Origin of the sequence: Nostoc sp. PA-18-2419 (assembly GCF_005869855.1) — a bacterium.
GTDB lineage: Bacteria > Cyanobacteriota > Cyanobacteriia > Cyanobacteriales > Nostocaceae > Nostoc.
This window is the reverse complement of sequence record NZ_SZNH01000004.1, coordinates 57,725-72,878: the sequence shown is the minus strand read 5'-3', so window position 1 is coordinate 72,878 and position 15,154 is coordinate 57,725. Positions and strand designations below refer to the sequence as shown.

Sequence of the window (15,154 nt, the reverse complement as noted above, 5' to 3'; positions counted from 1 at the left end):
CTTACTCTTAACCATTGTCACAGAATTTGGGCATTGGTCATTATCGAAAACTGGGAAAAGCAGGATGAATCTGAGCATTTGCGGACGATACATCATCGGATTTGTTGGGATAAGCACAGTGTTAGCAAGTTGCTAAGACTATATCAGCAGATTTACCGCAGGGAGAAATTACAGCAGATGATAGTGCTGAGCAAATGAAATTGCAATTATCGGGTTTAGTATTTAAACACCAGGGTAAGCTAAGAGTTTTTAACCGTATTTACGAGCTTGTGTTTAATCAAGCCTGGGTTGAAAGAGAGTTAGGGAAAGCAGATTTTTAGTAAGTTTCTCGTTCTCCCCCACTACAAGCTAAAATTGTAATTGGGTCATTTTCATCATTCTGAATATTGAGCCATTCAATAAAACTTGAATAATCAGGACGCGATCGCGAAGTTCATCAAGTGTGTTCAATACCTGACCGTCAATGTAAGATTTAACAAACAGCCAGAATCTTTCAATGGGGTTAAGTTGTGGAGAATGGGCAGGTTGACATAGGGGAATAATATTTTCAGGTCATTTCAAGTTATAAGACAAATGTGCTGCGGCTTGGTCTATTTGAAGGAGTGCAATATCTTCTCCAAGTTGAGAGTCAAGCGCATCTAAAAACTCTTGAAAATGTTGTCCAGAAAGCTAAAATAAGAACTTAAGCAAACTATCAGCCATTTTCTTCTGGAACCCTTGGGTACGCCGAATTTTGGGTATCAGCTATGTAGGCTTTCTCCTCGCCTAGGTTCCGTTCTTGCGCCGCAAACTTTTTGAGCCCTTCCAACCTTCTCTATTAGCAGATGCAGGCTTAGATAACTTTATATAGACTTCTTGCAAAAGTAGTTTTTTCGCATTCTTCTTTGCACCTTTGCCTCAGGCAAAAAAATATTTATGTATAGCCGTAGTCACACCCTTTAGGACATTTTGAAAGGATGAATTCTAGGAATAGTAATAGTTTTACCTCCTGCCCCCTGCCCCCTGCCCCCTGCCTCCTGCTATAAGAGGTCTAATTTTGATGGTGCGTTTGACGCGATAACGCACCCTACTAGCGTGACCGGGCTAAAATAGTGCATTAGCTTGACTCTTGTGGGATGGGCGTCTCGCCCGTCCAGTGCGGGCTAGAAGCCGACACTACAAGAAAATTTATTGCAACATTTTAGCCTTGCCACGCCACTACTCCTGAAAATTACGAATTACTCGCTTCTTGTACGCGATTCATCCCGTCTCATGTCTTTTCCCTACTTATTCCCGCACAACAAACCAAACCGAATCAACCCCCGCTGATAACCGCGACGCATCAATCCCAACGACAATGCCCCTTGAATAGTACTCCAACCAGCATTTAGCAAACCCCAAAGCGCTTGGGGAGTAAATGCCGAATCAATCACTACATTCCAAAATGGGGCGACAGCTTGCGACCAGTCAGCAGTGCGGAGATTATTTAATGGAAGTTGACGCGCTATGCTTGCATACTCTGGCAAAGAAATCACATAAGGCAAAAAATACACCCGATAAATATCCTCTAAGTGCTTTTCCTCATCCGTTGTCAGTGGTGACTCCTCAGTTGCTCGATGACACCAAGTCACCATAATAAAAGTACCACCAGGTTTCAATACCCGATAGCACTCCTGCATAAACTTGGTTTTATCTGGCATGTGTTCGCCACTTTCTAACGACCAAACCAAGTCAAAAGAATTATCAGCAAAAGGCATTGCTTGAGCATCTGCTACCTGAAACTGTGTTCTTTGACTCAAATTTGCCTCTAAGGCACGTTCTGTTGCTCTAGCGGCTTGCACAGGACTCAATGTAATCCCTGTAGCTTGAGCATTAAACTTTTCTGCTAAGTATAAAGAACTGCCGCCAATCCCACAACCTACATCCAGAATATTTGATGCTGCCTCTACCCCAGCCCAAATCAGTAATTCTTCAATCAAATCAATTTGCGCTTGACGACGGTCTTTTTTCTGACTACCATCAGTCCCATAGTAGCCGTGATGCATGTGTTCCCCCCAAATCTGTTCCCATAGACCAGAGGAAGCATCGTAAAATCGTTGAATTCGTTGATAAAGTGTTGCACTCATGAAAAGGCAGTCTCAAAAAGCATAGTTTAAAATTAATTTCTAATTGGTATGAATTGCAAAGAAATCTATTCACTTTAGTTGTACGTGATTATATCGTACAAAATTTTACTAATACTTGTCATGATTAGTAAATATGAATGACTGTTTTCTGTTTCATGCAACAAAGCCATTACTATGTACTACTACCGACTATGGAAGAGGTTCTATTGCAATTAAGAGATAGCTCTAGCTCAAAACCCGTGTCATAATTTCTTTTTTAGAGGTAAACACAAAGGTGTTCCTACCACCGGGTCTGGTACAATTCGACAAGCTAATTCAAACACCTCCTGGACCATTTCTTCTGTCATCACATCTGCTGGAGTTCCATGAGCCATAACAGCACCATCACGTAAAGCTACTAGCTGATCAGCATAACGACACGCCTGATTTAGATCATGCAACACCATGACAATTGTTCTTCCTTCAAGTTGATTCAAATCCCACAGCAACTCCAGCACCTCCACTTGATGAGCTAAATCTAAGAAAGTTGTCGGCTCATCCAATAGTAAAATCTGCGTATCTTGCGCTAAAGTCATGGCTATCCAAGCACGTTGCTTTTGTCCACCAGAAAGGGTATCTACAGTTCTATGGGCTAATTCATTGAGGTCTGTAGTTGTTAGTGCTTTGCAGACTTGACGTTCATCTTCAGGTGTCCAAGATTGCAGCCAACTTTTTTGATATGGATAACGACCAAGTACAACCAAATCTCGCACAGTCATTCCTTCTGGTGCAACTGGCCCTTGAGGAAGAATACCGAGTTGTTGTGCAACTTTGGTCGTTGACTGTCGAAAGATATCAGCACCATTGAGATATACATTGCCAATATGGGGCTTGAGTAGTCTGGCTAAACCTCGCAGTAGAGTAGATTTCCCACAACCATTGGGGCCAACTAGAGCAGTAATTTGTCCTGTGGAAATTAATAGGTTAAGACCGGATATAATCTGTTTGCCATCGTAAGCCAGGCTCAGATGTTGAGTTTTAAGGGCTGTATTTTCCATAGGGCTTTGGGAGCGCAAGCTTAGGATATAAGTATTTAGTTTGTCTACAGTATGATTTCATTTGATGCAGTGCAAGCGATCGCCTAACACGGCAGTGTATTGTTACAATTGCTAGAGGGTTGAACTTTTGAGTCATCACATACTAAGCTTTTCCTTAAAAACCGCGATTGCCCTTCAGTGTAAATATTTAAATATTTTAAATCATATTGTTATATCATTACCAACAATATTGGCTAATAAGTGCTGGACTTGGTAAAGATACCCTGATCAAAGATTGGGATCGACTTAACAAAATTTGAATTTTTCTAAGACGGCTAAAACTCAGTATATGCAAAGGTTTGTCGCTTTAAAGAATAAGGTATATAGTTAATTACCATGATAGTTGGTAAAATTTTATAAAACTGTTCAAATGATTACATTTATCGTTGCAAGTACATGATAAGTTTAACAGCAATTTATAATACCTAGCCTTAAAAAGGCTACTTAATGCCTGCTAACAAAACTTTTAACTTTCAAAAGTTTTTAATATGTTTTTGCAATTCGATTTAAATTGCAATTTTTGATGTGCTTGTATTTATTATTGAAAACCTTATTATACCAATTCTCTATGAAGATGCACATAATCAAGACCCCCCTGTAGTCCTCCTAAGGCATCGGGGGGACGACGTAGCCGGGGGATATATGCAGCTTCATAAAGAAACAGTATTAGATAGTTGCTGATGACATTAATCCCATCATCATCCGACTATTGGAAATTATTTTATGAAACAGAGCTAATTGAGCAAAAAGGGAATTGCGATCACTACCAATTTAAACTAATTTTAGTAACATGACACTTATCCTCTCGTACGCAGATTACGTAGAACTACTATACCAAGCAGAAATAATTCAGAATCATGATAGTTCAGATAATTTTGATATTACCAGAAAGTATCAATTTGGCGAAGGATATTGGCGACAGATTCAGCTACGAGATAGCATATCTTTAGATATTTCCTATTATCAACAACCAAAATCATTCATTTTAAAACTTCATGAGCGAAAGCATCCATTAGAATTTCGATTCCTTATTTTGTTAGAGAGCGAATTTAAAAACCTTGAGTTCAAGACAGGAGAATACTTTTTAAGTGGTAGTGGTATGGCATCTGAGTGCGCTGTATTAGAGCCATTAGCGCGAGTAGTAGAAGTAGCTATTCACATACATCCAAATGTGTTTCATAGCTTTGGAGAAAATACATCTGGTAAACTCCCAAAAGAATTACAACATCTAATTAGACGTTGGGATCAACCAACTTATGAACGCAATGGAACTCAAACTCCTGCAATGCTTTTAGCGGTGCAGCAAATTCTTCAATGTCCGTACCAAGGCTTTACTAAACAAATTTATCTTGAAGGTAAGGTTTGGGAACTGGTAGCAATGCTAGTCGAGCAAGAGCTACAAATAAACCAAGGTTGCTTTCAGATTAATAAACTCAAGCCATCAGATATTGACCGCATTTATCATGTTAGAGAAATTGTGTTGAAACATCTAGACAACCCACCATCTCTTATTGAACTAGCACGACAAGTAGGTTTAAATGATTGCACAATGAAGCAAGGCTTTAAGCAGGTTTTTGGGACTACGGTGTTTGGCTATCTGCATCACTACCGAATGCAACTAGCTTATAAACTGCTTATTGAAAGAAATATGAATGTCACAGAAGTAGCTAGAACAGTAGGTTATGCTAGCTTACCTTCATTTAGTAATGCTTTTCGTAAGAAGTTTGGAATAAGTCCTAAGTCCTGTCAGAGATAAAAATTCCCGATGGAATAAAAAAAATTCCGGCTCGAATAAGACGCAAACACTGAAAAGTTATATATTTTTACAATAATTAAGTTGGTATAAATATATTTTTTACCAATTTAGTCAGTAATAATTGGGAGCTATGGACTGAAAGGAAAATTATACTTAATTCTCAATTTTAATACTTAGTGTTCACTTAATGATGTGTATAAAAATGTTTATCAGACTACCATACCCTGCTGTTTGCTGGTTAATATCTGTCGTTTCTCTAACTTTAGCCAATCCAGCATATTCTGAACAACCGTTAGTCAAAAAAACTTTAGTACGCTCAGGCGAAGTTTTTAAAGAAATTCAAACATTGAATCAGTTACAGCTTCCTAAAACTAATGCTTCATATTTATGGAGAGTACCCAGACAGAATAAATTTCCTGAACTTAGTCAAGCAACTACAGATGTGGTATTAGTTACGGATGTTCAGGTGAACTCTACCGATAAAGGGATAGAGTTAATTTTAGTTACAGCTAATTCTCTGAAATTACAAGTTATACCGAAAACTGAAGGTAATTCCTATATTGCAGATATTCCTAACGCCAAGTTGCAACTAAGAAGTGGGGATTTTAGACAATCAAAGCCAGTAGCCGGAATTGCATTAATTACAGTTACAAATTTAGATGGGAAAACCTTGCGAGTAACAGTGACTGGGGAAATGGGTGCGCCTGCGGTGGAGTTGTTTGATAGTACGAAAGAGGGTTTAGTTTTTGGAGTGACCCCTAGTACTTCTACTGCTCAACAGCCAACAACAGAACCAGAAAAGCCTATTGAGTTAAATGTGACTGCTCCACCAGATACAAATTATCGGGTACCAGATGCAACTACTGCAACGAAAACAGATACACCATTGCGTGATGTTCCTGCTTCGGTTCAGGTGATTCCTCAACAAGTTATCGAAGAGCAACAACCGCGTAACTTAATTGGGATACTCTCAAATGCTGGCGTTGTCCAAAATAATTTTTCATCTCGAATTGCAGACACTTTTTCTATTCGAGGTTTTAGAGCCAGAAACGTTTATAGAAACGGTGTCAAAGACCGCTTTGCAGATGTTGCTGCTTTATCAAGTTCGCTGACAAATATAGATAGAGTAGAAGTTGTAAGAGGCCCAAACTCTGTAATTTATGGTCAAGTCAATCCAGGTGGGATCATTAATATAGTTACTAAAAAGCCTTTGAGTCAACCTTACTATGCCTTAGAGGTAAGGCGTGGTGCTTATGAACTTTTTGAACCTTCACTTGACCTTTCTGGTCCTGTGACAAAAGATGGCAGTCTGTCGTATCGTTTAAACACTTCTTACAGAACCACAGAAGACTTTACTGATTTTTATCATGAAAAGCGTTTTTTCGTTTCGCCTGTTGTTAATTGGCGTATCGGGAAAAATACAAATCTAACTTTTGATACAGAATATGAAGACATCCAACAGTCGCTAGGTACTGGTTTGGAGCAGATTGCTAGTGCAACTATACTTCCTAACCCAAATGGCAAAATCCCTATTAACCGTTATTTAGGGGAACCGACTGATTTCTATAACCGCCAGCTTCATAGATATAATTACAATCTAGAACATCGCTTTAACGATAACTGGTCTATTAGTAATTCATTTCAAGCTGCATTTTTAACCCTTGATTTACGTGAAACAGGTGTTACCAGTCTGCTGGAAGCAGACAACCGCACTGTCGAAAGAGATCTGACTACTTTTCCAAAGCCAACAGAGTATGAAGCTTATACTTTAGATACTCATGTTATTGGTGATTTTAACACTGGTAATATAAAACATAAACTTTTGGTGGGGTTTGACTTATTTAGACAAACCCGAAGAACTAGTGTACTTAGAACAGCTGCCGCCCCTCTTGATGTCTTTAACCCAGTGTATGGTCAACCACTAGGTGATACTCTTGGAGGAGTTGATGTCTTCTTTAGAGATGATGCTTTAGGCTTTTATCTTCAAGACCAAGTGACAGTTGCCAATAACCTCAAATTGCTTGTGGGTGGACGTTATGACTTAGTAGAGAATGAGTTTGCTAATCGGATTGCTTCAACCTCAAGTGTCCAGTCTGATTCTGCCTTTAGTCCAAGAGTAGGCATCGTTTATCAACCCATAGCGCCTGTCTCACTCTACGCCAGCTACAGCCGCTCTTTTGAACAAGTAACGGGTGCAGATAAAAATGACAACCTTTTTAGACCACAACTAGGTACTCAGTATGAAGTGGGCGTTAAGACTGATTTATTTGATAACAAACTCTCAGCAACACTTGCTTTATATGATCTGATACTAACTAACATTTTGACTACCGATCCTACCGATTCCGATTATAGTGTGCAAACAGGAGAACAAAGAAGTCGGGGAGTAGAACTGAGTGTCACCGGAGAGATTCTTCCCGGTTGGAATGTGATTGGCTTCTACGGTTATACAGATGCACGCATTACCAAAGACAATGATCTTCCAGTCGGGAATCGAGTAGAAGGAATACCACAGCATGTCGCTAGTTTGTGGACAACTTACACTTTTGGTGCTGGCTCTCTCAAAGGTTTTGGAGGTGGAATTGGCTTTAACTACGTTGGAGATCAAATGCCAGATAATTTGGATACATATACAGTCCCAAGCTACTTTCTCACTAATGCAGCTCTGTACTATCGTCAGAATAACTTTAGCATTGGACTCAACTTGAATAACATATTTAATGTTCGATATTATGAAGCAAGCTTTGACTATCTCCAAAGAATTATTCCTGGTCGTCCCTATACAGCAGAGTTGTCAGTGAAGTGGGAATTTTAATGAGAACAACTCATTGGTTAGCCAAGTGTTTTGTCCTATTCCTGCCCCTTTTAGGATTGCTTGCTGTGGTAGTGTGGCTAAACGGTTATTTCTTTTTTAATTACCCAAAAGTTAGCGATTCTAAGAGTGTTTCTTCTTTAAGTCAGGTTCGAATAGTTCAGCACTTTATGGGTAAGACAATAGTTCCTGCTCATCCTCAACGAGTTGTTGTGCTTAGTGGTGATTGTTTAGAAAATGCTTTGGCGTTGGGGATCAAACCTATAGCTGCTTCAAAGTCATTTGTCTCACAATTGCAGCGATTAGTAGGCCCGCTATCAGGTATTGAAGATGTAGATTGGCTCTCTCCTAGTATCGAAAAAGTCTTGTTTCTCAAACCAGACCTAATTCTTGGTATGCATTTTCATCAAGATATTTATCCACTGTTATCACACATTGCGCCCACTGTTTTGGCTCCTCCTGGAACCACTGGAGCTTGGAAAGAATCTTTTGCTTTCACAGCCCGTGTTCTGGGTAAAACTAAAATAGCCCAGCAGGTAATGGATAATTATTATGCACGTTTGGCACGGTTCAAAGCAAAAATGGGCGTTCGCCTGAACACAACTTTAGTCTCGGTTGCCGAATTGCGTACTGATGCACTTTGGCTGTGGGCGAAGGCAAGTTTTTCAGGAGTTATTCTCAAAGATGCGGGTATTGCACGTCCTTACTCTCAAACTTTGGATAGTCAAGCAACTCTGAGTATAGGGGGTGGCCCTGCTGCATACGCTTTATCAGAGGAACTCCTAAGTAAGTTAGATGGGGATATTTTATTTCTAGTATCAGAAGACGCACTGGGCAAAAGGGATTTACACCCAATACTTGAGCAACTGAAAGCAGAACCGTTGTGGTCGAAGTTGAAAGTTGTCCAACAGGAAAAAGTTCATAACGTGGGGTTTTACTGGGTTCAGTTTGGCCCCCTTGCAGCCAATCGGATGATAGACGATTTGGAGCGATATTTAGTTAAACAGCAATAGACTATTTGAAAGTTTTTTAAGAGGCATCATGTTGAACTTAAGTGCAATTAGTAATGCAACTATGCAGTCAATTCCTTATAAATGGATTGTATTTGAAAACTTGCTTGACACTTCAGTACAATCTGAATTAGCAAATAGTTTTGCTACTACAAACTATAAAGAATATCATGCTAGAGACTTCGAGCCAGATGGATACCCGGAATATACATATGATGACTACAGGTTTTTTGCACGCTGCATTCTGGATGAAAGTAAGTACAAAGGTATACAAGATATCAGCGATTTGAGTCTTAATTGGCAAAAATTGATTGAAGAACTTCTTACTCCTGATTATCGAGAGGCAATGGAGCATCTTACTAATTTGGATTTAAAAAACCATTCATTAACAATTTATTTAACAAGACATGATTTAGGGTTCTGGAACCGTCCTCATACAGATATCCCGCGTAAACATGTAACTCAACTTTTCTATTTCAATGAGGGATGGAACCTAGAGTGGGGAGGGCATTTCCGAGTTCTTAAAGATAATCAGACTACTTCTGTAGTTAAAGAAGTTCCACCATTGCCGCAATATTCAGTTGCTATTGTACGTTGCGATCGCTCTTGGCACATGGTTTCTCCTATTTCCTTGAATGCAACTCAACACCGTTTGCATCTACAGACTTGCTTTTGGCTGCCAGAGTCTTAGGTTTTTGTTGAGCAAATTTTGACATTTATACTAAAGCTTCATCACCGCCGCCTTTGATAGAGTAAATAGATAAAATAAGGCGCTCCCAAAGCAGCAGTCAGCAAACCACAGGGTAATTCTGTGGGAGAAAATAAAGTTCTACCCAAAAAATCTGCTGCTGCTACTAATAGTCCTCCAATCAAGGCAGCGACTGGTAGTAAATTTTGATGTATTGAGCCGACAAGTCTGCGTGCTAAATGGGGAGCCATTAATCCCACGAAACCAATTGTACCGGCGATCGCCACACTTGACCCAGCCAGTGCCACACTCACTAACAATAATTTGCTTCTTTGCCATGTGACTCGGCTACCGAGTCCTTTAGCCACTAAGTCACCCAATTGCAGAGTATCCAGTTCCCGCGCTAGCAGTAAAGCTAAGGGAACGAAGACAACTATCCAAGGTAGCAGTTGCCAAAGTTGCTCCCAACTTTTACCAGCAACACTACCCGCCAACCATACCAATGCTCTAGTAACGTCATTAATTTCGCCAAAAGTCAACATCAAGGTAGTAAAAGCTCCCATAATTGCTGCGAGTGCTACTCCCACCAACACTAAGCGCAGAGGTGATTTTTCTCCCGTACCAGCCAGTAAGTAAATTAAACAGCCCACAATAAAAGCACCACCAAAGGCAGCAAAGGGCAAATACATAGTGGGTACAGCCGGAAATACTACGATTAAGGTAACAGCTGCAAAAGCTGCACCTGCATTTACCCCAACAATGCCAGGGTCAGCTAAAGGATTACGTGTCAATCCTTGTAAAATTGCACCAGCAATTGCCAAACCGACTCCTACCAACCAGGAGATTAACACTCTCGGTAAACGCAAGGTGACAACAACAAAGGGAGATTCTGGATCTTGAGTTGGTAAACCAACAACAGCTTTCACTATATCTGCTGGCGGGACAGGATAATCTCCCAAACTGAGGCTCATCCCTAAAACAGCGAGGGTAAATAATAGCAGTAATAACAATACTCTAGTTACAGACTCCTTACCAAGTATTAAATTTTGAATTTTGAATTTTGAATTTTGAATTGTTATCATCCTCTTTTTACCTGCCAACGGACTAAATACAACAAAAAGGGCGCTCCTAACAGTGCTGTCATCACGCCAACAGGCAATTCTTGGGGTCTAATTAACCAACGGGCTGCTAAATCTGCCCATACCAGTAAACCTGCACCAAACACAGCTGCACCAGGCAATATCCAACGATAATCAACACCCATTACCCCCCGCGCCAGATGGGGAACTAGCAGACCAACAAAGCCTATAGGTCCTGCTAATGCGACAGCGCTTCCTGCCAAGATGACAACGCTCGATGCTGTTGCCAACTTGATCCAACCTGTTTGCTGACCTAAGCCTGTGGCTATTGATTCTCCTAAACTGAGGACGTTGATTTGTCTACTCAAGGCAAAAGCTGTTAATAATCCTACTACCATCCAAGGCAGTACAGTCAGGAATAGATTGAAATCTCGTCCGGCTAAAGAACCTGCTAACCAGAAGCGGACTTCTTCTAAAGTGCGATCGCTTAAAATTAATATACCTGTGGTAATTGAAGATAACAAAGCAGTTAAAGCTGCACCAGCAATAGTCAGATTCAATGATGTTGAGCCTCCTTGCCCTAAAGAACCGAGGGAATAAACTGCTAAGGCTGCTATTAAGGCTCCGATAAATGCTACAAGAGTAATTAGAGGTGCTGAAGATGTACCTAAGCCAAAGACCACTGTCACCACTGCTAAAGCTGCACCTGCATTGATCCCTAAGATTCCTGGTGCGGCTAGGGGATTTTGAGTCAGTCCTTGCATTAACGCTCCGGCTATAGCCAAACTAGCACCAACCATACTTGCAATCAGTGTACGCGGTAGGCGCATCGAGCGGATAATTATATGTTCGGTAGAGTCATCATAGTTAATAAATGCAGTGAGTATTTTGGCAATGGGAATGTCAGCTGCACCGTAAGAAATGCTGGCAAAAATACCCAATAATACTATTAATATCCCGATGCCTAAACTGAAAATCCGAATGTAGTATTTTTCCGAGTTAGAAATATTTATATTCATGGATTTGTGACAAGAGTTAACTTCGTACCTCTGCTTTGACTAAATTTTAAGCATAATTACTAATTAATCATAATAACTCTGCCAATTTACGAGAGTGAGTTGATATATGAACTCCCATTTTTCTTAAGTTAGGCAAAAATAATAGTCCTAAATTACTTCCAGGTTTCTCACAAGGCTTTTTTAACGTACTTCACATAAGATAAAGGTTTGAAAGTCCAAACTACCTTATAAGCTGAACGTTTATATATGAGTGATTTTGTCATTTTTGCTAAAATTTTTGTAGGCTATTATTTTGGCAAAGGTATTGAATAAATATAAGTATTATCAAAGGTGTCTCACGGCTATGGAGCTTATTTTACAAATATCCTAGCCTTTTTTTCTCTCCGCCAGTTGAATATTACCAAATTAGTAAGTAAAATAATAGATAAATTTTTGATACAAATCTTAAAATAGTATTCATTGGCTTGCTGCTGTGCTGGGGAAAACTCATTATTGAACTACTCAAGTTGAGAACTGATGCACTTTTTAATTAAAATCTTTGGGAAAGTGCTGTTAGGTTGTTCCAGTTTTTTGTCAGAGTATGTTTACCAAGTGCAAGAATGATTAGTTAGTATTGATGACACGCCCTAGAAAAATATCGGCAATGCCGGACTTAAGAGAAAATTAATTAAATCATTATTAAGTTAGTTAACTATTGCCTTTGTGAGCAAAATACTCCTCTGGGCGAAGGTATTGCGAACCTACTTAGTAATTTGTGGGGCAATCTGACTCTTAACTGAAAAACAGTTAACTAATTAGTTGAATTCACACTAATTTATTCTGACTGCCGAATTCTTCTTTATTGTCCAGAGTTAATTGAACTGGACTGTGGTTCGACTGAAACAGGCACATTATTGGGACTGGCGGGCGTTTGGGTAGGAGTTTCGGGTTGATTTTGCGTTTGTGGCACAGCAGTTTGTTCTACATTACTTGTAGAATTTGGAGTCTGGGAAGGAGTAGCAGTTTGATTGGCTGGATGTTGGTGTTGCTCTTTGTTGTGAGCAATTTGCTGCATTAGCTGTTCAATTTTCTGCACTTGTTCGATATTACCTTGCTGGCGATATTCGTTATGGGCACGTTTCAATGCTCCATTGGCTTTTTTGATTTCGCCCTGATTATATAAAGTTACTCCCAAGTTATAGTAAGCTGAGGCATTTTTAGGATTTTGGCGAATCGCTTGCTGATAAACGGAAATCGCCTCAGCAGCTTGACCATGAATTGCCAGCAAACTTGCCATGTTGTTGTAAGCTGTGGCATTTTTGGGGTCTAGCTGTAAAGCTTGGCGATAACTAGCGATCGCAGCTTCTATATTTCCTTGTTGTTGTAAAGTGATCGCCAAGTTAAAATAAGCTTTGGTGTTACTGCTATCGAGATTAATTGCTTGCTGATATGCAGCGATCGCTTGTTGTAGCTGCCCTTGTTCATACAATACCAAACCCAAATTATACAAGGTGGCAGCGTTTGTCGGATTGATAACCAGGCTTTGGCGATAAGCAATAATCGCTGCTTGCTTTTCTCCTTGTCGGTGCAACACGAATCCCAAATTGTAATAAGCTTCACTAAAATTAGGATTAATTTTTATCGCCTCTGCATATTCTTGCACAGCCATATCCAGGCGATTTTGCTGTAAGAAGATATTACCCAGATAGTTCCGTGCTGTACTCAGATTAGGATCTTTCTGCAATGCTTGACGAAACGCATATTCTGCACCCTCTAAATCATTGCGGTTGTAGCGTATGACTCCCTGTTGAAAAAAGCTTGCTGCTTCCAAGTCCTGAGAAATGGCGTTATCTGCTAGCAGCTTACTTCCTGGGTAATTAATAGTTGTTGATGCAGCTAAGACCAAAAATACAGAAAAAGCAAATAGAAATCTCAACAAAGGCTTTCGCTCAGCAGAACTCCTATAAAATGCCACTTTCAATAACTGATGTAACCACTGATGAGATTGATTATTTTTAGACAGGAGTGGCATATTTGTACTTACACTTATATGTTTATAAGTCAGAGTACCCACCAGAGCATGAAAAATTACGAATCAAAAATTAAGAATTTTTTACTCTTCCAACATTCGACAAAAACAATTCCTAATTTGTAATTAAAACAACTATAGCAATCCTAAATGATTCATTAGAAAATACCATATTCATGTAGCTTAGGAAAATCAAAAGTTTGACAATCGATTAGCCACTTTATTATAGATAAGCGTTGCTCTGGGCTTAATAGCCCAACACTTCCTCAATGAGCGAGTTTTAAACCTATTTAAAGAAAAACCACAAATAATTACAGTGTACAGATGAGAATTTCAGCCAACAGTATTGCYTTTACTCCTGAGTTGGGGCTGTTGTCGCTTCCGGTAAAATTAGCATGGCATCACCGAAGGAATAGAAACGGTACTGAGAAGCGATCGCTTCATTATATATATTCAATAACCTTTGTCTGCCAATGAGCGCACTCACCAACATCAGCAAACTAGAACGTGGTAGGTGAAAGTTTGTAATTAAACCATCAACCACCCGCCATCGGTAACCTGGATAAATAAACAAGTCTGTCTTACCACAAAATGGTTCTAAATGACCAGCTTGAGCTGCCCCTTCTAAAGCACGTACTGCTGTTGTCCCCACAGCAATAATTCGACCGCCAGCCGCTTTAGTGGCGCGGATTTGCTCTACTGTAGTGGCGGGAACTTCAATCCATTCTTCATGCATTTGATGGGTAGTTACGTCCTCGACTTCTACAGGGCGAAATGTACCTACACCAACATGTAGCGTTATAAAAGCTTGATTAATTTGGCGATCGCCCAACTTTTGTAACAGTTCTGGAGTAAAGTGTAATCCTGCCGTAGGAGCTGCGATCGCTCCTGGCTTTTGGGCATATACTGTTTGATACTGCTCGCCAGCAGCTTTGGAAGTAGTAATGTATGGTGGTAGCGGTACTTCACCAAATACCTCTAACAGTTGCACCAAAGATTTTCCCTGTGGCACATCAAATTGTAACAAACGCCCTCCAGTTGCAGGGTCTATTTCCAAAACTGTAGCCGTGAGTTGGGGACTAGTGGGTAGGAAAGAATCTTTCCAATCGCTAATCCCTAATTGCCTCACTTCAAAAATAATCCTCGCTCCCTGTTTAAGGCGTTTTCCTGGCTTGACTAAAGCTAACCAACAGTTATACTGCCTCTCTTCCAACAGCAACACCTCGATTTCGGCACCAGTGGATTTATGACCATAAAGCCGCGCTGGAATAACTTTTGTATTATTCATTACTAGTAAGTCCCCAGATTGCAGCAGTGTAGGCAAATCAGAGAAAATGTGGTTTAAGGGTGCTGTTTCGGCGCCTGTAGCGGGAGAATCAACCACCAATAACCGAGACCTATCTCTCGGAACTACTGGATTTTGAGCAATCAGTTTTGGAGGTAGTTCATAGTCATACACAGCTACCGAACAATCTAATTCCAAATCTTTGGCTTGTGAACTCAAGCTGTTGTGAAAATTTAATTGTGTTATTTTTTTTTGCATTTTTTAGTATTTATACTGATTACAAAAGATTAATTTGAGCTTATGTAAAAGCAACTCT

10 protein-coding genes and 1 pseudogene are annotated in these 15,154 nt (G+C 39.9%); 5 read left to right on the top strand and 6 right to left on the bottom strand.

Annotated elements, in window-relative coordinates; all coding sequences use genetic code 11:
- Nucleotides 1–1,262: 1,262 nt before the first annotated feature.
- The gene (locus FCR06_RS05890) at nucleotides 1,263–2,105 is read right to left on the bottom strand and encodes a methyltransferase domain-containing protein (protein WP_138497917.1); all 843 of its coding nucleotides are present in this window, start codon (nucleotides 2,103–2,105) and stop codon (nucleotides 1,263–1,265) included.
- Nucleotides 2,106–2,119: 14 nt separating this feature from the next.
- On the opposite strand from FCR06_RS05890, the pseudogene FCR06_RS34755 reads away from it, so the two are divergent.
- Nucleotides 2,120–2,233, top strand: a pseudogene (locus FCR06_RS34755) (IS701 family transposase); the annotation flags it as partial.
- A gap of 114 nt (nucleotides 2,234–2,347) precedes the next feature.
- Here the strand turns inward: FCR06_RS34755 and FCR06_RS05885 are convergent.
- Nucleotides 2,348–3,142 (bottom strand): ABC transporter ATP-binding protein, encoded by a 795-nt coding sequence (locus tag FCR06_RS05885; protein ID WP_138497916.1) that lies wholly within the window; start codon nucleotides 3,140–3,142, stop codon nucleotides 2,348–2,350.
- A gap of 829 nt (nucleotides 3,143–3,971) precedes the next feature.
- On the opposite strand from FCR06_RS05885, the gene FCR06_RS05880 reads away from it, so the two are divergent.
- The 4 genes from FCR06_RS05880 to FCR06_RS05865 all read left to right on the top strand — a co-directional run bounded on the left by FCR06_RS05880 (nucleotide 3,972) and on the right by FCR06_RS05865 (nucleotide 9,450).
- Entirely contained in the window at nucleotides 3,972–4,937 is a 966-nt protein-coding gene (locus tag FCR06_RS05880) for a helix-turn-helix transcriptional regulator (RefSeq protein WP_138497915.1), read from the top strand.
- 202 nt (nucleotides 4,938–5,139) lie between these two features.
- Nucleotides 5,140–7,752 carry a TonB-dependent siderophore receptor gene (locus tag FCR06_RS05875; RefSeq protein WP_189523334.1) on the top strand — a complete coding sequence of 871 codons (2,613 nt, stop codon included), beginning with the start codon at nucleotides 5,140–5,142 and terminating at the stop codon, nucleotides 7,750–7,752.
- 167 nt (nucleotides 7,753–7,919) lie between these two features.
- Nucleotides 7,920–8,762 carry an iron-siderophore ABC transporter substrate-binding protein gene (locus FCR06_RS05870; protein WP_189523333.1) on the top strand — a complete coding sequence of 281 codons (843 nt, stop codon included), beginning with the start codon at nucleotides 7,920–7,922 and terminating at the stop codon, nucleotides 8,760–8,762.
- A gap of 28 nt (nucleotides 8,763–8,790) precedes the next feature.
- Nucleotides 8,791–9,450: a 2OG-Fe(II) oxygenase gene (locus FCR06_RS05865; protein WP_138497912.1), complete on the top strand. Its 660-nt coding sequence runs from the start codon at nucleotides 8,791–8,793 to the stop codon at nucleotides 9,448–9,450.
- Between the two features lie 41 nt (nucleotides 9,451–9,491).
- Here the strand turns inward: FCR06_RS05865 and FCR06_RS05860 are convergent, their stop codons facing one another.
- The 4 genes from FCR06_RS05860 to queA all read right to left on the bottom strand — a co-directional run bounded on the left by FCR06_RS05860 (nucleotide 9,492) and on the right by queA (nucleotide 15,096).
- Complete coding sequence (locus tag FCR06_RS05860; protein ID WP_138497911.1) at nucleotides 9,492–10,529, bottom strand: FecCD family ABC transporter permease; 1,038 nt, start codon at nucleotides 10,527–10,529, stop codon at nucleotides 9,492–9,494.
- Nucleotides 10,526–11,545, bottom strand: a complete 1,020-nt coding sequence (locus FCR06_RS05855; RefSeq protein WP_138497910.1) for a FecCD family ABC transporter permease — start codon at nucleotides 11,543–11,545, stop codon at nucleotides 10,526–10,528. Before FCR06_RS05855 ends, FCR06_RS05860 begins: the two co-directional genes overlap by 4 nt.
- Nucleotides 11,546–12,383: 838 nt before the next feature.
- Nucleotides 12,384–13,547: a tetratricopeptide repeat protein gene (locus FCR06_RS05850; protein ID WP_223280055.1), complete on the bottom strand. Its 1,164-nt coding sequence runs from the start codon at nucleotides 13,545–13,547 to the stop codon at nucleotides 12,384–12,386.
- 358 nt (nucleotides 13,548–13,905) lie between these two features.
- Nucleotides 13,906–15,096 (bottom strand): tRNA preQ1(34) S-adenosylmethionine ribosyltransferase-isomerase QueA, encoded by a 1,191-nt coding sequence (gene queA, locus FCR06_RS05845; protein WP_138497908.1) that lies wholly within the window; start codon nucleotides 15,094–15,096, stop codon nucleotides 13,906–13,908.
- Between the last annotated feature and the right edge of the window lie 58 nt (nucleotides 15,097–15,154).